Origin of the sequence: Streptomyces sp. YGL11-2 (assembly GCF_050054615.1) — a bacterium.
GTDB lineage: Bacteria > Actinomycetota > Actinomycetes > Streptomycetales > Streptomycetaceae > Streptomyces.
This window is the reverse complement of sequence record NZ_JBNHIN010000057.1, coordinates 23,384-44,773: the sequence shown is the minus strand read 5'-3', so window position 1 is coordinate 44,773 and position 21,390 is coordinate 23,384. Positions and strand designations below refer to the sequence as shown.

The 21,390-nt window shown below is 69.1% G+C and carries 19 protein-coding genes and 1 pseudogene; 7 read left to right on the top strand and 13 right to left on the bottom strand.

The annotated features are described in order from the left end of the window. A partial coding sequence (locus ACO1BR_RS37235) for a hypothetical protein (RefSeq protein ID WP_426799541.1) occupies window positions 1–266 on the bottom strand: 266 nt, incomplete at its 3' end. Between ACO1BR_RS37235 and ACO1BR_RS37230 the strand changes: the two genes are divergently transcribed. Next, entirely contained in the window at window positions 157–399 is a 243-nt protein-coding gene (locus ACO1BR_RS37230; RefSeq protein WP_426799538.1) for an SDR family oxidoreductase, read from the top strand. The two genes, ACO1BR_RS37235 and ACO1BR_RS37230, sit on opposite strands and share 110 nt — an antisense overlap. 183 nt (window positions 400–582) lie before the next feature. On the opposite strand, the gene ACO1BR_RS37225 is transcribed toward ACO1BR_RS37230, so the two are convergent. Continuing rightward, on the bottom strand, window positions 583–1,179 hold the full coding sequence (locus ACO1BR_RS37225) for a TetR/AcrR family transcriptional regulator C-terminal domain-containing protein (protein WP_426799537.1): 597 nt from the start codon (window positions 1,177–1,179) through the stop codon (window positions 583–585). Between the two features lie 118 nt (window positions 1,180–1,297). Between ACO1BR_RS37225 and ACO1BR_RS37220 the strand changes: the two genes are divergently transcribed. Next, window positions 1,298–2,770 (top strand): FAD-dependent monooxygenase, encoded by a 1,473-nt coding sequence (locus ACO1BR_RS37220; RefSeq protein ID WP_426799536.1) that lies wholly within the window; start codon window positions 1,298–1,300, stop codon window positions 2,768–2,770. Here ACO1BR_RS37220 and ACO1BR_RS37215 read toward each other — a convergent pair. From ACO1BR_RS37215 to ACO1BR_RS37205, 3 genes are all read right to left on the bottom strand, one after another. Next, complete coding sequence (locus tag ACO1BR_RS37215) at window positions 2,742–3,059, bottom strand: hypothetical protein (RefSeq protein ID WP_426799535.1); 318 nt, start codon at window positions 3,057–3,059, stop codon at window positions 2,742–2,744. The genes ACO1BR_RS37220 and ACO1BR_RS37215 overlap by 29 nt on opposite strands. 18 nt (window positions 3,060–3,077) lie before the next feature. After that, a complete protein-coding gene (locus ACO1BR_RS37210; RefSeq protein WP_426799534.1) occupies window positions 3,078–3,362 on the bottom strand; it encodes a hypothetical protein in 285 nt (94 codons plus the stop codon). 857 nt (window positions 3,363–4,219) lie between these two features. Then, window positions 4,220–4,663, bottom strand: a complete 444-nt coding sequence (locus tag ACO1BR_RS37205; protein WP_426799540.1) for a MarR family winged helix-turn-helix transcriptional regulator — start codon at window positions 4,661–4,663, stop codon at window positions 4,220–4,222. A 232-nt stretch (window positions 4,664–4,895) separates the two neighbouring features. Between ACO1BR_RS37205 and ACO1BR_RS37200 the strand changes: the two genes are divergently transcribed. Then, entirely contained in the window at window positions 4,896–5,288 is a 393-nt protein-coding gene (locus ACO1BR_RS37200; protein ID WP_159507173.1) for a nuclear transport factor 2 family protein, read from the top strand. A gap of 399 nt (window positions 5,289–5,687) precedes the next feature. Here ACO1BR_RS37200 and lysA read toward each other — a convergent pair whose 3' ends face one another. The 5 genes from lysA to ACO1BR_RS37175 all read right to left on the bottom strand — a co-directional run bounded on the left by lysA (window position 5,688) and on the right by ACO1BR_RS37175 (window position 9,238). Continuing rightward, window positions 5,688–6,986, bottom strand: coding sequence for a diaminopimelate decarboxylase (gene lysA / locus ACO1BR_RS37195; RefSeq protein WP_426799533.1), 1,299 nt, complete (start codon window positions 6,984–6,986; stop codon window positions 5,688–5,690). A gap of 2 nt (window positions 6,987–6,988) precedes the next feature. Further along, a complete protein-coding gene (locus ACO1BR_RS37190) occupies window positions 6,989–7,378 on the bottom strand; it encodes a hypothetical protein (protein WP_426799532.1) in 390 nt (129 codons plus the stop codon). A gap of 3 nt (window positions 7,379–7,381) precedes the next feature. Next, a complete protein-coding gene (locus ACO1BR_RS37185; protein WP_426799531.1) occupies window positions 7,382–7,960 on the bottom strand; it encodes an ATP-grasp domain-containing protein in 579 nt (192 codons plus the stop codon). Window positions 7,961–8,249: 289 nt separating this feature from the next. After that, window positions 8,250–8,393: a hypothetical protein gene (locus ACO1BR_RS37180; protein ID WP_426799530.1), complete on the bottom strand. Its 144-nt coding sequence runs from the start codon at window positions 8,391–8,393 to the stop codon at window positions 8,250–8,252. 176 nt (window positions 8,394–8,569) lie between these two features. Beyond that, window positions 8,570–9,238, bottom strand: a complete 669-nt coding sequence (locus tag ACO1BR_RS37175; RefSeq protein ID WP_426799529.1) for a metalloprotease — start codon at window positions 9,236–9,238, stop codon at window positions 8,570–8,572. Between the two features lie 1,641 nt (window positions 9,239–10,879). Between ACO1BR_RS37175 and ACO1BR_RS37170 the strand changes: the two are divergent. Continuing rightward, window positions 10,880–12,012: pseudogene (locus ACO1BR_RS37170) on the top strand (IS630 family transposase). A 550-nt stretch (window positions 12,013–12,562) separates the two neighbouring features. Here ACO1BR_RS37170 and ACO1BR_RS37165 read toward each other — a convergent pair. Beyond that, window positions 12,563–15,841, bottom strand: a complete 3,279-nt coding sequence (locus tag ACO1BR_RS37165) for an AfsR/SARP family transcriptional regulator (RefSeq protein WP_426799528.1) — start codon at window positions 15,839–15,841, stop codon at window positions 12,563–12,565. Window positions 15,842–16,100: 259 nt separating this feature from the next. Between ACO1BR_RS37165 and ACO1BR_RS37160 the strand changes: the two genes are divergently transcribed. Further along, window positions 16,101–18,251, top strand: a complete 2,151-nt coding sequence (locus ACO1BR_RS37160; protein WP_426799527.1) for a tetratricopeptide repeat protein — start codon at window positions 16,101–16,103, stop codon at window positions 18,249–18,251. Between the two features lie 154 nt (window positions 18,252–18,405). Here the strand turns inward: ACO1BR_RS37160 and ACO1BR_RS37155 are convergent, their stop codons facing one another. Further along, window positions 18,406–19,044, bottom strand: coding sequence for a hypothetical protein (locus tag ACO1BR_RS37155; protein ID WP_426799526.1), 639 nt, complete (start codon window positions 19,042–19,044; stop codon window positions 18,406–18,408). Beyond that, on the bottom strand, window positions 19,041–20,312 hold the full coding sequence (locus ACO1BR_RS37150; RefSeq protein WP_426799525.1) for a hypothetical protein: 1,272 nt from the start codon (window positions 20,310–20,312) through the stop codon (window positions 19,041–19,043). Before ACO1BR_RS37150 ends, ACO1BR_RS37155 begins: the two co-directional genes overlap by 4 nt. Before the next feature lie 364 nt (window positions 20,313–20,676). Here ACO1BR_RS37150 and ACO1BR_RS37145 point away from each other — a divergent pair, with 364 nt between their 5' ends. Beyond that, window positions 20,677–20,880: a hypothetical protein gene (locus tag ACO1BR_RS37145; RefSeq protein WP_426799524.1), complete on the top strand. Its 204-nt coding sequence runs from the start codon at window positions 20,677–20,679 to the stop codon at window positions 20,878–20,880. Beyond that, window positions 20,877–21,341, top strand: coding sequence for an SUKH-3 domain-containing protein (locus ACO1BR_RS37140; protein ID WP_426799523.1), 465 nt, complete (start codon window positions 20,877–20,879; stop codon window positions 21,339–21,341). Before ACO1BR_RS37145 ends, ACO1BR_RS37140 begins: the two co-directional genes overlap by 4 nt. The last annotated feature ends 49 nt before the right edge of the window (window positions 21,342–21,390 follow it).

Sequence of the window (21,390 nt, the reverse complement as noted above, 5' to 3'; positions counted from 1 at the left end):
GAATAGCAGGCCGACCAGCGATTGCTGAACCACCAGCCCGCCGAACGCCCAGACCAGCACGCCTCAAGATCAATCGCGGTCAGCCCGTAATCCTCGACCAGGACGCCGTCGGAGTACTGCTGGGGCAGGGTGCGGGTGATCTCGCGGGCTTGTGCGGTGGTCCTGGCGATTGAGGAGAGGGCCCTGTGCGAGGCCGGTCGTCGGCTCCCGGACGGTGGGCGGATCATCGCGGTGTCGACGGTCGGGACCCGGCTGCGCCTGCCCACCACGCCGCTGTACCTGAGCAGCAAGGGCGCGGCGGAGAAGTTCGTCCGGTCGCTGTCACGGGAACTCGGGCCGCGGGGGATCACGGTGAACGCCGTCTCGCCGGGAATTGTGACATCCCATGAGTTCCCCTGAGCCCCACCTTGGCCTGACTCACGAGCCAGAATTCCGGCACGGACACGGGGGCGCCGTACTGGGGGCCGTGTCCGTCAGGCTCGGGGCAGCTCAGCCGGTCCCGACAGGTCCGGACTGCGCATCGCGAGTGTCTTCGTCCGGTACGCCTGCTGGTGTGGAAGTAGGGCTTTGGCCGGCTGGTCTCTAGGTTCGGGGAAGGCCGGCGATGATCAGGTCGAGGGCGAATTCGAAGCGCTGGTCGAAGTTGTCGGGGCCGACGTACGGCAGGACCGCGGCCAGGGCTGCGTAGGTGTCGGCCGGGACTTGGTCCGGGGGGAGGGCCGGTGCGGTCTCTTGGGCGGCTTGCTGTTCCTGGGTGAGGCCCAGGGTCAGGTAGAAGATCGACCAGTGGGTCCACGCGGCTGTGCGTGGCGGGTGGCCGGCCGCCAGCAGGGTGGCGATCACGGTATCGGCGTAGCGCAGCGTGTGGGGCTCGGCGGCGAAGACGCCCGCGACCATCCTGGCGGCGTCGCGGTGGGAGAGCAGCGCCGCGCGGCAGCGGCGGCTCAGCTCTTTGAGGCGGTCGGGGAACGCCTCGGGCAGCGGCTCGTCGAGACAGTGCGCGAGGAGTTCGTCGGAGGCGAGTTCGAGCAGGCGGCCCTTGCTGGAGGCGTGCCAGCGCACAGTGTTGTGCTGCACGCCGAGCCGGGCGGCGACGGCGCGCATGGTCAGGCCGTCCAGCCCGTGCTCGTCGAGGACTGCCAGCGTGGCGGCGACGATCTCGTCCTGTGTCGTACCCATCCGATGCGCCTCTCCGGTCGGCTTCCGCACCCTGTTGTCCAACCCCTGTTGTCCAATGGACAATTCTAGGGCATGCTCACTCTTGTCCAACGGACAAGAGTGAGAGGGAGTGGTTGTCATGCTCGATGTGCTCATCGCCGGGGCCGGCCCGGTGGGGCTCTGGCTGGCCGCGGAGTTGCGCCTGCATGGGGTGGAGGTGACCGTCGTGGAACGCCGGGCGGCACCGGACGGACGGTCGCGCGCGGTCGGCATGCAGGCCGGCACGCTGGACACCTTCGCCACCCGCGGACTCGCGGAGCGGTTCATCGTACGCGGCACCCCCGTGCCGACCGGCCACTTCGGGGCGGCGACCACCCGGCTGGACTTCTCCACGGTCGGGGCGGTGCACCCGTTCATGCTGGCGCTCGGTCAGTCCGTCACCGAACAGCTCCTGGAGGAGCACGCGGTTGCCGTGGGCGCCCAGGTGCTGCGCGGGGAGGAGGTTGTCTCGCTCACCCAGGGGCCGGACGCCGTCGAGGTGGTGATCCGGGCCGGCGGTACCCACCGGACCGTGCGGGCCCGCTGGGTGGTGGGCTGCGATGGCACCCGCAGTGCGGTGCGCCAGGCGGCCGGCATCGACTTTCCCGGTCAGGACACCACGCTGACGGGGTGGCTCGCCGACGTCGAACTCGACGATCCGCCCACCGCGCCGCTCGCCGCCACCGGGCCGGCCGGTTCGTTCCTGGCGGCCCCGATCGGCGACGGCGTCCACCGGCTGGCGGGCCTGTCGACGGCCACCATGCACCACGGCACCGGCGAACCGCTGACTCTGGAGGAGGTGCGCGAGCAGACCCGCACGCTACTGGGGCGGGACCTGGGCATCCGCAATCCCCGCTGGCTGTCGCGCTATGGCAACGCCACTCGCCAGGCCGCGCGGTACCGGGCCGGACGGGTGCTGGTGGCCGGGGACGCGGCGCACATGTTCTTCCCGGCCGGTGGCCAGGGCATGAACCTCGGCATCCAGGACGCCACCAACCTGGGCTGGAAGCTCGCCGCAACCCTCCAGGGCCGGGCGCCCGACGGACTGCTCGACAGCTACGACACGGAGCGCCGGCCGGCCGCCCGCGCCGTCATCAACAACACCCGCGCGCAGCTTGCCCTGTTCGCCGCGGCGAGCCCGGAGCAGATCGCGCTGCGCGAGGTCTGGTCCGCTGCGCTGGCCGAACCGCAGACCAACCGCCAGTGGGCCCGCCGGATCGCCGGCTTCGACGACCCGCTCCCCGCCGACACCGCACCCGGCGCGCACCCGCTGAACGGCACCCGCCTGGCCGGCCTCGCCCTGGACACGGCACAGGCACCCACCGCCCACCCCTTGATGCACCACGGCCGGCCATTGCTGCTGGACCTCGGCGGGACGCGGACGCCGTGCCCCGCGAGTGATCTGGAACAGCGGGCAGCCACCGTCAACACCGAAGCGGCGGACCCGATCTGGCGGGACGTCACCGCAGTCCTGATCCGGCCCGACGCCCGGATCGCCTGGGCCAGCACCGACGCCGACCCGCAGCGCCGGGCCGCGGACTGCCTCACCGCCCTGCGCACCCTGTGCCGTTAGTCGCAAGTCCCACGCCATTCGACGCCGGGGGGAAGCCCCGCGTGTGCTCCCAGGAGACGGTGAGTGGGCGGACGCGGGGAAGCCACTCCTGGCCGACCGCCAGCACCGCGGCTGCGCGCGGTGCGAAGGCCCACTTGTGCAGGTTTCCGAGCCAGAAGTCGGCACCGCCGATGTCGGCCGCCGGCATGCCGGGAGCGTGCGCGGCGTCCACGAGGGTGACCGCGCCACGGGCGTTGAGCTCGGTGAGTATTTCGGGCGCGGCGATCCGGCGGGCGGTGTGCGGGCCCACCAGGTCGAGGACGGCGACTCAAGTGCGGTCGTCCACAGCGGGCAGTACGGTGTCCCGGACACAGCCGCCTCGTCGGGGCGTGCAGCGCCAGCCGGGCCACGGCCAGTTCGGCCCCTGCTCGGCGGCGTGCCGCCGAGCAGCTTCGGCGACCACGCCGTACCCATGGTCGGTATCGAGGATCCGCTCGCCCCGGCCCAAGGAGATGCTGGCCAGTGCGACGGCGATGCCCTCGGTGACGTCGGTGAGCAGTGCGAGGCGCTCCGGTTCTGGTGGTTCGACGAGCTCCGTGCGGTCCGTGGCCACGTCCCCATCCCTCCCGCACGCCATGAGCTGTGAAGGTTTATTGCCGGCCCCGCACCGCCGCTCCCCCTTGGCCGGAAGCCGTTCACCCGCCGCGGACCCTCAGCTCCGGAACTGGCCACCATCGACCTGTGCGTGATCAACGAAGTTCTCGCCGGCCGAGGGGAATCCGCACGTGCAGTGACGTCAAAGGCGAGGAGCGGCACCTGTGTTGAGCGGTCACCGGGTGAACCGGCGGGGCGCGGCTTCGTGGAGACGGAACCCGGCACTTCTTCACGACGGGAGAGACGATGCGATCCGCGCAGGACTGACTGGGAACCGTTCTGCTGGCCGTGGAAAGCTGTTGGCGGTCGCGGTGTTCGCGTGCCAGGGCGTCGACGCGGCGACGACCAGGATACCGACGGCGAACCAGACTCCGGGCTCGCACAAGCAAGGGTCATTCTCCCGGCGTGCACGACACGGCGGTGATTCTCCCGGCGTGCACGACGCGGCGCCGGGCGGGTCGCGTCACCGCCCGGCCAACACCGCCCGGCCAACGGCCCCTTCGCGCGGGCGTTGGTGACTTTCCCGGCTCCCTGATGTTGCCTTGACGAATGCCGCTGTTCCCGTCGGCGTCCCCGCACCCGGCGCCAACGGCCTGACCGTCGCCGTCACGGTCGTGGACTGCCCGCACAGCGGGCAACTCCTCCTGCACCCGACCAACCGCTCGGGTGATCAACCGGACACGCCGGCGGGTGAGCCCATGGGTCGGCGCAGTAGCGCGCTTCAGTTGACGGAGCCGCACATGGACACTCCGACCGCGACGCCGGAATCGAGCCGGCGCCTCAACTGGACGGCGAAGGCCCGGTGGTGTGAGGCGGCTATACGAAGGGGCCTTCGGTGATGAAACGGCGGAGGTGGCGGGCGAAGGTCCGGGCGTCCCCGGGGGGCCAGGAGTTGAGACTCGCCGCGATGTGGGCGGCCAGGCGCTCGCGTAGTTCGGCCACGGTGTGTTCTCCCTCGTCGGTGAGGACCAGCAGGGATGCGCGACGGTCGGTGGGGTCCGGTTCGCGGCGGATGAGTCCGGCAGCCTCCAGGCGGGAGGCGCGGCGGGTGACGCCGGAGCGGTCGAGTCCGGCGTCCGGAGCCAGGTCGGCGGCACTGCGGGGGCCGGTCCTGGCCAGTGCGCTGAGGATCGGGTAGGTCAGCTCGTCCACTGCCTCCCCCATGCCCTCGGTCAGGTGCTTGTGCAGCTGGGCGCGGGTGGTGCGTTTGAGCAGGATGCCCAGCGCATNGGGGCCGGTCCTGGCCAGTGCGCTGAGGATCGGGTAGGTCAGCTCGTCCACTGCCTCCCCCATGCCCTCGGTCAGGTGCTTGTGCAGCTGGGCGCGGGTGGTGCGTTTGAGCAGGATGCCCAGCGCATCGGCGATCTCATGTCCTACCTCGTTCTCCATACCCCCACAGTAGCGTGCGCTGCGCACGCATGTGGTGCTACAGTCAAAAGAAGCGTGCGCAGCGCACGCACTTACCCGGTGTTCACCGTGAAAGGAATCCCCCATGAACCCCACTGGCGTCGCCGCCGCCCTCACCGACCTGATCTTCAACACCGACATCACCGTCGAAGAAGCCGCCGACCGCCACTTCGCCCCCGGCTACCGGCAGCGCACGGACGGGCAGTGGGCCGACCGCGCCGGCTTCATCGAGCACATCGCCCACGTGCGCACGCTCGTCGCCGAAGGCTCTGTCGAGGTCCACGACGAGCTCTACGACGGCACCAAGTACGCCGACCGCCACACGGTCAACATCACGAAGAAGGACGGCTCGACCGTGCTCACCGAGGTCTACGTGTTCGCCGACCTGGCATCCGACGGCCGCTTCAGCCGCATAGAGGAGACCACCCTGATGCTCCAGGGCTCCGAAGCGGACCGCAACATCGGCAGCGCCCGCTGAGCTCTCCGCTCACCGTCCGGTAGCGAACGCGGCCTGGCCCTGGTCGGAGGTTGTCCCGGCCGACCAGGGCCAGGCTGCCGCGGCCGCACCGGTCACGGAGCCGACCGCGGCCGGCGACCTGCCCGAGGCGCTGTTTCCGTGCAGGAAGCCGGGTTTCTTCGGTTCCCACCATCACGGCTGCCGTGCTCCCGGCGGCCAGTGACACCGCCGGGGACACGGCAGCCGTGCAACACGGGGTGCCACATGCTCACCCCAGAGGCTCGATCTCGACAGGCTTCTTTCCCGTATTGACCTGCGTCGTGGCTCTCTCCCGGGTAGGGGTATCAACGACAGATGCTGCCTACGGTGGTGATCTCCATGTAGGTGTTCCTGCGCAGGCGTTGACGGTGCCACCCGGGGTCAGACCTCGGGATCGAGCTCCGGTGCCAGCAGCTCGTCGATCGTCTGCCGGCGGCGGATCAGCCTGGTCTCGTCCCCGTCGACGAGGACTTCCGGGATGAGCGGCCGGGAGTTGTAGTTCGACGACATGCTGGCGCCGTACGCCCCGGTGTCGTGGAAGACCACCAGGTCACCTATCTCGGTGTGGGGCAGCGGCACGGGCTCCACATCACCGCCCTCGACCTGTGTGAACACGTCCCCCGACTCGCAGAGCGGGCCGGCCAGAACCGTGTCCCGGGCCTCCTCGCGACGGAACCCGCCCTCCGCCCCGAGGACCGAGACACGATGGTTGCTGCCGTACATCGCGGGCCGCATCAGGTCGTTGAACCCGGCGTCGACCAGCACGAAGTAGTTGCTCCCCACGGGCTTCTGTGCGCGCACCTCGGCGGCCAGGACGCCGGAGCCCGCGACCAGGAAGCGTCCGGGCTCGATCTCCAACCGGACCGGGTGGCCCAACTCGGAGGCCAGCTCCTGGCGGGCGGCGTCCCAGAGCCTGAAGTAGCGGTCGGTGTCGATCTCCGGGTCACCCGGCGTGTACGGCACGGAGAGGCCGCCGCCGGCCGAGATGGCCTGGATGTCCCGCCCGGTCATCCTGACCTGCTTGACCATGGTCTCGCAGACCGACTCCAGGTGGCTGTAGTCCACCCCCGAGCCGATGTGCATGTGCAGGCCGACGAGGTCGAGCCCGTGCTGGTCGACCAGCGCGAGACTCTCTTCCAGGTGCTCGTGCCAGATGCCGTGCTTGCTGTGTTCGCCACCGGTGTTGGTCTTGCGGCTGTGCCCATGGCCGAAGCCGGGGTTGACCCGGATCCAGACCGGGTGGCCGGGGGCGGCCGCGCCCACCTGGTCGAGCATCTGCGGCGAGCCGGCGTTGACCGGGATGCCCAGTTCGACGACGCGGCGCAGCGTGGACCGGTTCAGCAGGTCGGCGGTGAAGACGATGGGCTCGTTCGCTCCCTCGACCTGGTAGCCGGCCGCGAGCGCACGCTCGATCTCGCCCTCCGACACCGCATCGACCAGCACGCCCTCCTCGCGCATCAAACGCAGGATGTGCAGGTTCGAGCAGGCTTTCTGGGCGAAGCGGATCACGTCGAACCGGCGCAGCCGGGCGATCTGCGCGCGGATCGTTTCGGCGTCGTACACCCACAGCGGGGTGCCGTACTCCGCGGCCGCACCGGCGAGCCGCGGCCCGTCGAGGGAGCCGGGAAGCTCCCCCGTGGGGGAGGACGCAGCGGGGGAGGAGACGGGAGCAGAGGGCACGGTCAGTCCTTCTCGCCGATGATCAGGGCAATTCCGAGATTCTCTTCCAAACGCCGCAGGATCTGCTCGGCTGTCCGCACCACGGACGGATGGTCCGCGCCGCGCAGCATGAAGCGGGCCACGATCTGCCCGGCGGACACCCGCTGACCGGGCCCGGTCCCGTGGTTGTCGAAGCCGATGACCTCAAGGACGCCCGGAACGTCGGCGATCCACTCCAGCGGCGCCCCGGCGGAGATCGTGCCGCCGTCGCGGGCCATCTTCCGCCCGCCGACGCAGCCCGTGAGTGCGCCGGGCAGCGCCACCTCGGCACCGGGCTCCAGAGTGCTCAGCAGGCCGGCGAAGATGTCCGTTCCGGTGGCGTGCTGGTAGATGGTGGGCAGTGTGCCTCCCATCACTCAGGGGTTGCCCTCGACCAAAACCGGTCCGCGGTCGGTGACCATGATCTCCAGATGGAAGACGCCCAGGTCCAGGTCGATCGCTCGGCACACGTCGACCGCGTACGCCACACAGATGGCCGCCTGCTCCTCGGGGAGGTGGGCGGGGATGTACGAGCCGAGTTCCCCCACCTCGTCCTCGGCCCAGCGGAATCGGCCGGACACCGCGAACGGGAAGAACTCCCCTTCCCTGGAACCCAGTTCCACCGACACCAGCGTGCCGACCAGGTACTCCTCAACGAGGATTCCGCGCCGGAACTGTTCGTGCCACTGCGAGGGCACCGCATCCAGACCGGTCAGCATCCCCTGGCAGCAGGCGGCGGCCTCGGTGGCCCGCCCCACCACATAGGAGAGCAGACGGTCCGCGCCCGACGGCGGCTTCAGGATCACCGGATACCCGGTCTCCTCGGTCTCGGCCGGCGCGTAGCGCGCGGAGGCGAGCCCCGCCTGCTCCAGGGCCGCCCGGCACTCGTCCTTGCGCCGGGCGGTGAGGACGCCGTCGGTCGCCGTGCCCCGCAGGCCGAGCTTCCGGCAGACCATGGCCACCAGCCATGACGGAGAGCACCACCACCGAGACCACTGCCGACGCCTGTTAGGTCATCGCCCGTCCGCAGAGCCGGGGCCACCGGTCGACGGCGGACGACACCCTTGGCCGGCCTGCCCCAGCGACGGACAGCGGGCCGCTGCGGCTGAAGGTGCCCGGGACGCGTTCCCGCAGTCACAGCAGCCGCAACTCACCCCGCATCACCGGCATGTGCATACGGTTCACGTCCCCACGAACACACCTATCGCACACGGTGCCCGCTTTGCGGGCGCCCCTGGCCCCCGCCTACGCATCGTCCGCCGGCGCCCTGTTCGTCGGCTCGACGTGGCTGACCATCGCGCTGATGAGCTTGGACGACGCGCCGCAGCGGGCAATCGTCGTCATCAGTTCAGGCCGCTCCATCAAGGTGCCGCTCTCGGCAAACGGCACGGCTCCTCCTGGGCCTGGAAGCTCAGCTCACCTGCGCACTGGTGGGCATCGCCATCGGAGTACTCGCGGCCGGTCCTCAGGCGGCAGGGGTACGCGCTGGTGGCCCTCACCGAGGTCGCGGCGTACGCGCATGGCCCGGGCCGTCGACCGGCCCGGGCCATGCAGGTGTTGGTTGATCAGTATTGGATGGTGTGGTTGTAGAGGATGTTTCGGGCCTTGGTGCCGCTGTCCAGGCCGTAGTCGGGTCGGTCGTTGACGAAGTACTCGCGGAAGCTGGACTGCTGGGTCTTGGTCATCATGGTGTTGCTCTTGGCCCAGCCGCCGTCGACCTGGGACCACAGGTCGACCAGCGCGGTGGCGACGCGGGCCTCACAGGCGTCGCCCGGGTCGATGCCGGTCGTGGAGCGGTCGTTGGCGAGATTCTGGGAGCTGCCGTTGCCCCAGTAGTAGGTGGTGTCGTTGAACGTGTGGAACGCCACCGCGTTGGCGAAGCCCTCGGTCCAGCCGCAGCTGGTGGAGGAGGTGCGGCTGACGTAGTGGGGCGAGCAGTTGCTCACGTTCGGCCACCAGCCCTTGTAGAGCTTGCCCATGAGGGCGTGGCCTGACTCGTGGACGACGGTGTGCTCGGCGTCGGGGTCGTTGTCCGCGAGGTGGATCTTGTCCTCGTTGGGCGACCAGTAGGTGCCGTCGGTGGAGCCGGGGTACCACTGGACGGTGATCGGCGTGCAGTGGCCGTCCTGCTGGCTGCTGGCCCAGCAGTTGGTGGTGGAACCGCGGTTCCACCACAGCTTGTTGAGGGTGTCGAGGGCGTGCCAGGCACGGCCCTGCCCTTCGTTGGCGTACACGTTGCCCAGGCTGGTGCTGCCCGAGACGTTGCCCTGAGAGTAGGTGGCGGTGGTGTAGNCGGTCCCACCACAGCTTGTTGAGGGTGTCGAGGGCGTGCCAGGCACGGCCCTGCCCTTCGTTGGCGTACACGTTGCCCAGGCTGGTGCTGCCCGAGACGTTGCCCTGAGAGTAGGTGGCGGTGGTGTAGAGGCGGCCGTTGCCGTCGACCACGGACCACGACTGGCCTGCCTGGGTCTGGAACTCCGCCCAGACCTTGGAGGTGACGGAGGTGGTGGGGGTGTAGCAGAGGTTGAAGCTGCCGTCTTTGTTGCCGGTCATTCCCGTGGCGAGCTTCTGCGTACCGCTGTTGGCGGTGGGCTGGCCCCACAGGGTGACGTTGGCGTTGTGGACCGGCTCGTCCCGGTTGGCCTTGCCGTTCCAACTGCCGCCCTCGGCGGACTGGAAGCGGTTGCGGAAGGTGCCGGTGACGCAGACCTGCGAGGAGTCCCCGGCCGGGCTGCCTGTGCGCGGGGTGGCCGGGCCGGAGGCGGCCGAGGCGCGGGCCGGGGCGGGGGCAGGTGCCTTGGGGGTGACCGGGCGTTCCTTGCGAGCGCCGGGCGCGGGATGGTGGACCGGGGCCGGGCGGGCTTTGGTGACCGATATGCCCTTGTCGGAGGAGCCGTTGGTCTTGCCGACGGTGAGTTCGACCGAGTCGTGTCCGGCGCGGCGGGGGTCGGGGTGGTCGATGTCGCTGATGTCCGCCTGGATCTGGGCGGCTCCGGCGGCGACCGCCTTGACCTTGAGCTTGACGGTCTGGGTGCCGGGGGTGAGGGCAAGGGTGCGGCTGGTGCGCTGGCCGAAGGTGTCCGTGGTGGGCGCGGCGAGGCCGGAGCCTTTGCCGTCGGATATCCGGAGCGCGGGCGGCAGTTGGAGGGACAGGCCGGCGCGCTTGACGTCGGTCTGCGCCTTGACGTCCACGGTGAGGGTGGCCTGCTCGCCGACGGCGGGGAGGTGGTCGAGGGATGCGGTGACGCCGAGACAGCTCAGCGGCGCCTCGGAGTTCTTCTCCGCAGGGCGGATCGTGCAGGTGCCGGCCGGTGTGGGGGCGTGGGCCTGAGGGGAGCTGCCAGCGAACGCGGACGGCATGACGACGGCTGCCAGGCAGGCGCCTGCACCTGTCATCGCGATCAGAGCGGCAGATCTGGGAACCCGTTTCCGGGACCGTATTCGGGACATGGGCGTGCCTTCCTATGGCGTGCACAGCCGACTTCGGTGCACGCCGACAAAGCGTGAGGGGGGTAAGGAACTGACCCTGGATCACTTCAGCCATCAAGCATTGGCCTTAGATGCACCGTGGGTAACAGGTGGCCGGAACCATATACCCCACGGCTTGCGCATGTCACTGCCATCGGAGAAGAGAACGAGCCATGGGAAGCGGGGGGTTGGCGGATGCCTGGCCGTTACCGGACTCATCTGACGGCAGCGCGACGTACGGACAACTACTGCGCGTCGATGCCGGCGAGCTGAGGCGATCTGCCGTTGCAGCACGGCCTGTTGGCGGTCAGTGATGCCCGCTAGTGCCGCATCAGACAACGTTCGCCCTGTTGTGAGATGTCGCCCGGTTGCTGCGCGGGGTGGTGTCGGAGGGCCAGAATGATCACGTGGCTGAACGCGTGCGTGTCCGGCAGATCGATGACGACGAGGGCAGGCGGCTGCTGCGGATCATCCGCAGAGGTACCGGTTCGGTGGTGACCTGGCGGAGGGCCCAGATGGTGCTGTTATCCGCGCAGGGCATGCCGGTGGCGAAGACCGCCGAGCTGACGTTCAGCAGTGCGGACCGGGTCCGGGACGTGCTCCACAACTTCAACGCCGATGGCTTCGCCTCGCACTATCCCAAGTACAAGGGTGGCCGACCGAAAACCTTCACCCTCCCGGAACGCCGGGAGACAAGAAGATCGCCAAGTCGAAGCCGTCCGAGCACGGCTTGCCGTTTTCGACCTGGAGCCTGGCCAAGCTGGCCGACTTCCTGGTCGCTGAGGGGATGGTCGACGACATCAGCCACGAGGGCCTTCGGGCCCTGCTCCGCGAAGAGGGCGTGTCGTCTCAACGCATAAAGACCTGGAAGACCTCCCGCGACCCCAACTATGAGGCCAAGAAGGCCCGCGTCGAGCACCTCTACGCGCTCGCCGACGGCGAGGTCATACCCGAGCAAGGCGAGCCCGAAGTCATCTTGTGCATGGATGAGTTCGGCCCGCCCAACCTACAGCCCCACCCTGGACGGCAGTGGACCGAGCGCGGAGGACGGCACAAGGACCCCGACCGGGAACCCCGGCCCCGATGCCGGGCGACCTACGCCCGCCCGCACGGGGTCCGGCACCTGTGCGCCGCCTCCGACCTGGGCAAAGACAAGCATTACGGGCACATCAAGCCGAAGAAGAACCGCACGAGATTCTTGGAGTTCTGCCGCTACCTCCGCAGCCTCTGCCCGCCCGAGATCCGCATCGCGATCGTGCTCGACAACTTCTCCCCGCACTTGACCACGAAGATGGACACCCGAGTCGGTGACTGGGCCGCGGCCACCAACGTCGAGATCGCCTACACGCCGACCAACAACTCCTGGCTCGACCGCATCGAAGCCCAGTTCACCGCCCTGCGTTACTTCGCTCTGGATGGCACCGACCACGCCAGCCACAAGGGGCGGGGCAGCATGATCCGCCGCTACATCCTCTGGCGAAACCGCCACGCCACCGACGAACGCCTACGCCAAGTCGTCGACAGGGCGAACGTTGCCTGATGTGGCACTAGAGGGCGCGGGCCCCGCCAGGACCTCGGTCCTGGCGGGGCCCGCGCCGATGATTTCTTTAGGCGTCCTGCCTGACGGACGGGTTGCAGATAGTCGGTGCAGNCCCCCCCCCCCCCCCCCCCCCCCCCCCCCCCCCCCCCCCCCCCCCCCCCCCCCCCCCCCCCCCCCCCCCCCCGCGCCGATGATTTCTTTAGGCGTCCTGCCTGACGGACGGGTTGCAGATAGTCGGTGCAGTAGCGGTGGAAGTTTCGTCGGCGGCGCGGGTGTGTGATGTGGAAGGGATGACGGTTGTAGATGGGTGGGTCGTGGAGGGCACTTGGGCGGCGGCCATCGCCACCGTCGGGATCAGGGCGAGCAGGCCGATAAAGGCAGCACGCGTCATGAGGTTAGCCTTACTTCATTTGTGCCCCTGTACTCGTGCGTACATTTGCAGCCACGGCTAATGGGGGCGGAGAATTGCTGAATGTTTGAGCGACGCTACACCGGGCTGAACGGCATTGCGAATCCGGGTTGTATAGGTCCTGGGGAGAACCTTTGAGGCTCAGTCCGTCGTCCCATTCCAGGTCTGCTGCAGCCGGCCGCTCACGCGCGCGGCCGCGCCCTCGTCGCCTAGCTCGCGGAATATGCCAAGCGCATCTTGCCAGAGCGTTTGAGCTGTATCGAGGGCGCCCTCACCGTGCCGGATTTCCGCCAGGGCTTCCAATGCTCGCCCGGTTTCCTCGGGATCCTGGGTGCAGCGAGCCAAGAGGAGCGCGGACTCGAAGTGCTCGGCGGCCGGCCGCAGCTGTCGCATGGCGGCCTCCGCGTTCCCCAGGTGGCGCAGGGCGCGGCACTCCTCGTATCGGGCGCCGATGCTACGTGCGAGGTCAAGCGCCCGGGTGTGGTAGTCCATGGCCTCGGGGAAGCGCCCCAGGTTGTGCTGGGCGGTGCCGAGGCCGATGAGTCCGTTGGCCTCGTTCTTGCGGTCACCGAGTCGCTGAAAATCGAGGAGGCAGTCCCGGTAGAGCCTTGATGCTTCCTTGGCGTTTCCGGCGAGCGCCATAACCTCTGCGAGGTTGAACCGGGCTATCGCTTCGTCATGCGGGTTTCTGATTTCCTTGGCGATGTCGAGTGCTTCTTCGATGTACCGTCGAGCGAATGAGATATTTCCCATGCGTACATGGAGGTCGCCCAGGTTATTCTTCGTTTTGCCGACGGTCCTTGTGTCGCCCGCCCGCTGGGATTCGTCAATGGCTTCCAGGAAACGCTCCTGCGCCTTTTGGTACTCACCCAGGTGCAGCAGGGCGATGGCGATGTTGTTCACGTTCTTGGCGCGGTTCGCGGAGTTTCCGGATTCATTCTGTACGGCCAGCGCCTGCAAGTAGAAGTCCAGGGCCGTCCGGTACTTTCCGCGATTCCAGTCGAGCACGCCGAGCGCGCGCAGCGCCTCGCTCTCCGCATCCGGGTCGCCCAGGGCGCGGGCCAGTTCCAGTGCGCGGTGACAGGCTTCCTCGGCCTGCGGGTAGTGGCCGGTCTGTGCGTGCGCGCCGCCTAGATCCAGCAGGGCGAGGCAGAGTGCGCGCTGGTCATCGGTGCGCTGCCAGTGGCTGACGGCGTGTTCGTGCAGTCGGTCGGCGTGCGTCCAGTGGCATTCGGAGTCGAGGAAGCCGGCCAGTACGTGACAGAGCTGGGCGGCGTGCCCGGGGGAGCTGTGAACGCGGTTGTAGTGCTCCGTGGTGAGGAGGTTGGCGCGTTCGAGGCTCAGCCATGACCGGGCGTCATCAACATCCCTGAAGGGAGGCAAAGGCCAAGGTCCTGGGGCGAGTTCATGGACCAAGCGCAGACGCTGAGGGTAGATCAGGGCATCGGCCCGTGACGCGGTGCACAGATAGAAATCGGTCAATTGGTTGAGGGCATTACACCGCTCAGCGTCGCCGTCCTTGGAGTTGGCCAGGGCACGCGCGTACTCACCCAGAAGATCATGAAACCGGTACCGGTGAGGGGCGGGTTCCTGCAGCAGATGGCACTGTAGTAATGCTTCAAGAAGCCGCTCGGTTGCCTCCAGTGACCGGTTCAGCAGGGCGGCAGCCGCGTATGGTCCGAACTCCGATCCCAAATGCAGTCCGAGAAGGCGGAATGCGGACCGCTGGCCGGGCGTCAGCGTTTGGTACGAGATTTCGAATGCGCGGCCTATTTCGTGGTAGCCGTCCCGGATTTCTGCCAGCCGTCCCGAACCACGTGTGAGGCGCTCGCGGAGGGTGGCCAGCGTCCATGATGGGTGGGCGCTGAAGCGGTTGGCGACCAACTCGATCGCCAGCGGCAAATGCCCGCAAAGATGGACGATTTGCGCGACTTCCCTGATGTCCTGGCTGCGATGTTCCCCGGCGAACTGCAGGAAGAGCGCAATCGCGTCCTGTGACGGCAGTACGTCCAGAGCCAGCGAGTGGGCGCCGGGCAGGCCGGCCAGGTGTCGTCGGCTCGTGACGATCGCCAGGCTGGGGGAGTCACTGGGGAGGAGGGGGATGACCTGGGAGGGCGAGGCGGCATCGTCCAGGACGAGGATCACGCGCCGGCGGGCCAGGATGGTGCGCCACAGTGCGGTGCGTTCCTCGATGTCGGCAGGGATGGCGTCGACCGGAACGCCCAGCAGGCGCAGCAGCATGGCGAGCGCCTGGCCGGTTTCCAGCGGTTCCTGTACGCGCGCGTGGGCGCGGAGATCGAGATAGAGCTGCCCGTCGGGGAACCGGTCGCCCATGTGTCGCGCGGCATTGATCGCTAGCGCCGTCTTGCCGATCCCGGCCATCCCAGAGATTGATTCCAGGGTGACCACCGACCCGTGGTCGGCAACCGCTTCGACGGCCTTGCTCAGCCGCCGTAGCTCCGCCTGCCGTCCGACGAGAGCGGATTGCCTGGGCAGATTGTGCGGTGCGGGCATCGCTACGGGCGGTACGGCGCCGGAGGTGGCCGCGACGGACCCGGTGGCCGCGATGGCGCCGGCGGATGCGACGGATGCGAGGGACATGGCGGGCCCTGCGGGCCCTGCGGGCCCCGTGGACCCGGTGGACTGCGCGCTCCCGGGAAGCAGGTCCTGCACCGGCGCGCGCCGGAGGATGCGCTGATGGATCCGCGCCAGTTCCTCACCCGGCTCCGTGCCTAATTCGGCGCGCAGTCTGCGTAAGGCGACCTGGTAGACGCGGAGGGCGTCGGCATGCCGTCCACATCCGTAGTAGGCGACCATGAGGTGGCCGATCAGCGTTTCATCGTCGGGGTGTTGGTCCACCAGGTCGGCCAGGTCCCCGACGACGTCGGCGAAACGGTGCAGCCGCAGTTCGAGGGCGATCCGAGAGGACGTGACGCCAAGGCGCCGCTGGGCGAGCTTCCTTCGTGTGCGCTCGGGCCACAGCCCGGGCAGTCCGGCGAGCGCGTCGCCACGCCAGAGATCGTCGGCCTGGTGCAGGAGGTCGATGGCGGCCTTGGTGTCCCCGCCGTCCGCTGTGGAGTGAGCCTCGGAGGTCAGGTGCTGGAAGCGGTGCCAGTCGATCGAGCCCGCGTCCACGCGCAGCGCGTAGGTGTGCGCGTGATGTGAGATATGCGGTACGTCGGGTCCGGCGCCGTACTCGCGCAGCGCCTTGCGGATCCGCGATACGTAAACGTGCACGTTCTTACGGTCGTTGGCCGGCGGATCGCCCTCCCAGAGGCGGCCGACGAGCGCATCCAGCGAGACCGGACGGCCGGCTTCCAGAGCGAGTGAGGCCAGGATCAGACGTTCTTTGTCCGAACCGAGGCCGCAACAGCGACTTTGTGCCACGAGCCCGACCGGGCCGAGCACTTGGATTTCCACCAGCGCCTCCCCCTGACAGCGCACACCCCGCCGTTGACGACTATGACAGGGGTCACAAAAGAGGGGCCAGAGGGCCTGGCGCAATGGCCGAATCCTATGCCATCGCTCTATGTCACGGTCTCTGTGCCGTACTTGATGGGTAGTTCCCCTCCGGTCAATGTGCGACCGATCACCCAGTCATGAGCGATCTGTGAGCGAGTCGATCCACTTTTTGATGCAGAGGTGATCGGTAGTGGGGGTTGGTGGAACAGGGGGGCGGATGCGTCGGGACGGGAACGTGGTCGGCGGCGAGGCACAGCTCAACGGCCCCGTCATCCAGGCGAGAGAGGTCACCGGCGGCATCCATCTCCATGGCGCCGAGCAACGGCCGCCCCTTCCGGTCCCACGTCAACTCCCGCCCCTCACTGCCCATTTCATGGGACGCTCCGACGACCTGGCGGCCCTGGACGATCTGCGCTCCCGGCACGATGGACACTCACCGCCGCTGATAGTGGTCAGCGGTCCTGCCGGCGTCGGGAAGACGGCGTTGGTGACACGGTGGCTGCGCGAGACCGACGAGGCGTATCCGGACGGCCATCTCTACGCCGACCTGCGCGGGCACTCCCCCGAGGGGCCCGCTGAGCCCGGAGAGGTCCTCGGCCAGTTCTTACGGGCCCTCGGAGTGGGTCCGGTCCCGGCCGAGCTGGCCGAACAAGCCGCTCTCTGGCGCTCGGTCACCGCGGACCTCCGGATCGGCATAGTGATCGACAACGTTCTGTCCGCGGCCCAGGTCCGGCCCATCCTGCCCGGCGGGAGACGCGGCCTCACCGTCGTGACCAGCAGAAACCGGCTGACTGGACTGGGCGTGGACGGCGCTCGGGTGTACCACCTGGGCGTCTTGGACCCGGCAGCGGCCGAGGAACTCCTGTCGCGTGGGGTGGGTCGGGAACGGGTGCAGAACGAGGCCGCGGCGGCTCGCGAGGTGGTTCTGCTGTGCGCCGGCCTCCCCCTGGCCGTATGCCTGGCCGCCGCGCGTCTCGCAGCGCGGCCCAAGCAGCCGCTGCGCGCCCTGGTCGAGGCGCTCGCCGAGGACCGCGATCGCCTGGAGGAGCTGACAGTGGAAGGGGAAAAGGCGGTACGCAGCGGACTGGACGGCTCGTATGCGGTCCTGTCGGAGGGCGCCGCGCGGCTGTACCGGCGCTGGGGCCTGCTGCCGGTGCGGGTATTCGAAGTACGCAGCGCGGCGGCGGTCTGCGGGGTGCCCATGCGGGTGGCCGAGCGGCTGATCGACGCGCTGCTTGAGGCCAATCTGATCGAGGAGTCCGGGCTCGACGCCTATCGCTTCCATGATCTGGTGCGGCTCCATGCGCGCGAGCGCGGTTTCCTGGACGAGACGGACGGCGGCCGCAGGGAGACCCTGCGCCGTGCGTGCGACTGGTACCTGGCGACCGCCACTGAGGCCCAGCGGCTGCTGACGCCCATTCAGCTCACCCTACGGCGGGACTTCGCCTTCTGGCCCGACGGTCTCCCGCTCCCGTTCGACGATGAGACCGGGGCGCTGGAGTGGTTGGCCGCGCGCCGGCTGGACCTGCTGGAAGCCGTCCGCACCGCGACCGGTCAGGGCTGGTACGACACGGGCTGGCAGATCGTCGACGCGATGTGGCCGCTGTTTCTGCGGCTGAGACACTACGGCCTGTGGATCGAGGCCCATGAACTGGGACTTGTCGCCGCGGAACGCGCCGGTGACCGGGCCGCAGAGCGCCAGATGCTCAACTCCGGCGCCATCGGCTTCACCAGCGCGCATCGCATCGACGACGCCATCGACTGGTACCACCGGTCCCTGATCGCCGCGCGCGAGGCCGGCGACGTGCGAGACGAAGGACAGGCGCTGCACGGCCTGGGCACGTGCCATCGCGAGGCGGGCCGCACCGGGCAGGCCGTCTCGTACCTCTCCCAGGCCATCACGGTGTGGGAGAGCTGCGGCTATCAGCGCGGTGCCGCGCTGTCCCGGATCATCGTCGGTGAGATCGCCCTGGAGGACGATGACATCGAACGCGCCGTCGGCTGCTTCTCCCAGGCGCACACCTTGCTGACCGAGATACGGGACCCGTACGACGCGGCGCGGGCGCTGGCCTTCCTCGGATACGCGCACGCACTGGCCGCAAGCCCGGGGAAGCGGGCCGCAGACGCCGGGGCCGACGCCTACGAGCGAGGCATCGGTGAACTCCGGGAGGCGCTGGCCGTGTTCGAGGCGTCGGGAGCGGCTCACTGGCGGGCCAGGGCCTTGGAACTGCTCGGCCGGAGTGCCCAGCACAATGGCGATACGGATGCCGCCCTGGAGTTCTACGAGCGTTCCCGGGCGGCTCACCTGCCGCACAGCCCTGATGAGGCGGAGCGGCTGGCGGGGCGATTGGGCGAGCTGGGCGGGTGAACCTGCTGGGGGCGGACGTTCCCCAGGGCTGCTGGAACAAAACCCGTAGGGGGTGCGAGCACCCCCTACGGGCCCACAACGCGGCGGGCAGCGGCGGTTTTCCGGTTGCGCGGCGCGTGATCGACTCGATAGTGCCTCGGTACGTACCAGGCTCTCAAGCTGTGTACGTAGCGCGCGTCAGTACGACCATCGACGCCAGCTTGCCCAATGGTTGCCCCGCTGCCGCCCAGCCGTACAGGCAAGAGGGGAGCAACGCTCGGTCCGCGGCCGTGGGCGGACTTCCGCACCAGGACGGCGCGGGCACCATCCACGGTCGCACCTGCCCCCGGCCGCCCGGGCGTTCCGCCACCGCCCAGCCCCCGTCATCCAGGGGCAGCGTGGCGAGCCGGCAGCCGACCCGGTCGGCGAGTACGTCCGCCACCCAGCGCAGGGCGTGGTCACGTGGGCGGGGGACGCTGCCGTGCAGCAGGTCGGCGCACCCGAGCCAGCGTTCCTCGGCACAGAGGTCGATATCGACCGCGAAGTGGTCGTGCAGGCAGGGCAGCCGGCCTGCGTCGACGGGTTCATCGGCGACCTTGCCCGTCCCGTCGCTCTGTGCATTGACGAGGTACACGCCTTCCGTCACGGCCTCCACCACATACGCGCCCCCCGGCGTGCCGAGGACCATCCGCAGCGTCGGCGCCCCGGTGCTGGGCAGGGCCCACCGGCCGCCCGCTGCCATGGCCGGTTCGACGCTCGCCAGCCGGCCGCCGCGCCGCACCCATCGGGGCGCATCGGATGTGAACGCCGTCATGCCGGGACCTCCGACTCTCCCGCGTGCCAGGCGTCCCCGTCATCCCTCGCCACCCAGGTCTCCAGCGCCGGCGGAAGTGGCAGGCGCCGGGTGAGGGCTGGGAACGCGGGTTGGCCGAGGCCCAGGACGCGGTACATCAGTCGCCGCATATTCCGGCTGAACCGCCCGGGTTCGGAGGTGATACGCGCAGCAATGGCGGCGTAGTCCTGCCGTCGGTATTCGGCCGCCGCGTAGTCCAGTTGCTCCAGCAGCCCATGGGCGGGCGACAGCGTCGGCGCGGTCAGGGCGAGCGCGGCGGCCGGCGAGGCAGGGTTGATCTCCCGTTCCGGTGACGCCGCCAGCAGGATCGGTGCGTGGGTGAGCGTGCCGTAGAGGGTGACCGAGCCGTGGTCCCCGATGATGCCGTCGGCCGCTATCAGGACCGTACGCCAGTCCGCCTCGGGCGGCACCACCGCGATGCCCCGCGTCCGGCATTGCGCCAACCAGGCGCGTACCTGCCAGGCCCCGTGCCCGGACCACACATTGGGGTGGACGAGGACCGCCACCCGCACTGAGTCGTCGTTCAGCTCGCTCAGGAGCCGGGGCAACAACGTCTCGAACGAGCCGAAGGACGAATGCGGACCCCAGGTGGAGACCACGCCGATCAGCCGCTCCCGGGAGCCGATGCCGAGCGCCCCACGGTAGGCATCGCGCTGCGGCAGGCTGATCGCCATCCGGTCGTGCGCCGGGTCACCGGCCACGACCGCCACGGGAAGGGCCGCTGGGCAGTGACGTGCCAGTTCGTCCGCATCGTCTTCGTGGGGCAGTACGACGGCTGCCGGCAGCGGCCTGCCGTCCGGGACGATGTCCCGCCGGGACAGTCCCGCCACCCACTGCCCGTCAGAAGGTCCCACCCGCTTAAGGTAGTTGGCGCCATGAGGCAGTGTGATCAGCGGGCCCCGGATCTCCTCCACGCCGCGCGGACCGGCGGCCAGTACGAGATCGAACTCCATCCGCACCGCTTCCTGCCAGGTGAGCTGCACACTGCCCAGCCGGCGGAGCAACTGCGCTACCCCGTCGCTGAACTCATGCGGTGGCGCGGTGAACATCACCTGGACGCGGAAGTCCGACTCCAGCAGCGAGAACACCTCCTGCAGCCGCTTCCCGTAGGGCACGGTGTGCACGATGACCAGGACGCGTTTGCGGCCGACCAGCGTCAGCCACTCGCGCTTGTGCTCCGGTTTCTGGCTCTCCCGTCCCAGTCCGTAGGACGTGGTGATTGCCGACATGACATCCCCCAATGTCTGCTGTCTGCCGCCGTCGTCGTGACGGCCGCCTCCCGTTGCCCCCTGCCGATCCGCGGGGGTATGGAGGAGGTGCCCGGGTGGGTGTGCGAAAGGCTTGCCGGGCGGTTGCAGAAAGCTTGCGGCGCGGGCGACAGTGACAGGTCCTGGAGCGTTTGCACCGGTCAGGGCGTGTTGTTGTCGAAGGTGGCCAGCCCTTGGCGAAGCCGCTGCTTCCCTTCTGGCCTCAGCACTCCGCAGTCACCGCAGCCTCCTCGGACACTTATCGCAGCCAGGCCCACCTCGCGGCACACGGGGCCGAGGGCCAGCACGTGGCGCACCCGGCCACGAGAAGGCCGCGACCGACGCGATGCCCGTCGAATCGCAGCATCCACCCGGCCGCCCGCCCGGAGTGCGCGGCGAACCGCGGATGTTCACCAAGGTGATCCAGGACGGCGCGGATCCCAAGAACATCGACCTGGTGACCGTCAACCCCAAGGGCAGGAAATGCAAGATGTGCGACAACTGCAAGACATCGGTACCCGGCTTCGGAGGAGAGGCACTGACCGGATGAACGACACCTCTGAGCGTCCCGCCGTCGAAGGACTGCGGCCCGCCCTCGCCGGCTCGGCCCGCTTGGAAGCCGGCCCTCTCGATGTCGCCGACGCTTGCCGGCAATACACGGAGGAGGGCTTCGACATTACCCCCCGGCTCCGCGTGTTCCTGGAAGCCTACGGCGAACTCACCGTCACCTGGACCTTCAAAGCAGGAGAGACGGACCTCTCCACATCGATCGAACGTACCCTGGAGGCCCCGCACGCCACCCCCAGAACCACCCGCATCTTCACCCAGCGCATCGGCCGTTCCGTCATCCCCGTAGGCGCCGCCTCCTCCTGCACCGAGGACTGCATCCTGTTGGCGGACAACGGCGACATTCTGCTCGGCGGCGACGCCGGAATCCAACGGGTGGCCAACGGCTTTGAGGACGCGGTGCGGGCCCTGGTCGCCGGGGACTGGGACAAGACGTTCTTCTGAGACCGGAGCCGTCCCCGGCGGTCTCGTCAGAGCCATCGGGCACGGGCTC

Excerpts from the sequence above, each read along its gene's own strand:
- ACO1BR_RS37225 (WP_426799537.1), bottom strand. The coding sequence starts at position 1,179 with ATGGGTACGACACAGGACGAGATCGTCGCCGCCACGCTGGCAGTCCTC.
- ACO1BR_RS37220 (WP_426799536.1), top strand. The coding sequence starts at position 1,298 with ATGCTCGATGTGCTCATCGCCGGGGCCGGCCCGGTGGGGCTCTGGCTG.
- ACO1BR_RS37200 (WP_159507173.1), top strand. The coding sequence starts at position 4,896 with ATGAACCCCACTGGCGTCGCCGCCGCCCTCACCGACCTGATCTTCAAC.
- ACO1BR_RS37190 (WP_426799532.1), bottom strand. The coding sequence starts at position 7,378 with ATGGGAGGCACACTGCCCACCATCTACCAGCACGCCACCGGAACGGAC.
- ACO1BR_RS37185 (WP_426799531.1), bottom strand. The coding sequence starts at position 7,960 with ATGGTCTGCCGGAAGCTCGGCCTGCGGGGCACGGCGACCGACGGCGTC.
- ACO1BR_RS37160 (WP_426799527.1), top strand. The coding sequence starts at position 16,101 with ATGCGTCGGGACGGGAACGTGGTCGGCGGCGAGGCACAGCTCAACGGC.
- ACO1BR_RS37155 (WP_426799526.1), bottom strand. The coding sequence starts at position 19,044 with ATGACGGCGTTCACATCCGATGCGCCCCGATGGGTGCGGCGCGGCGGC.
- ACO1BR_RS37150 (WP_426799525.1), bottom strand. The coding sequence starts at position 20,312 with ATGTCGGCAATCACCACGTCCTACGGACTGGGACGGGAGAGCCAGAAA.
- ACO1BR_RS37145 (WP_426799524.1), top strand. The coding sequence starts at position 20,677 with ATGCCCGTCGAATCGCAGCATCCACCCGGCCGCCCGCCCGGAGTGCGC.
- ACO1BR_RS37140 (WP_426799523.1), top strand. The coding sequence starts at position 20,877 with ATGAACGACACCTCTGAGCGTCCCGCCGTCGAAGGACTGCGGCCCGCC.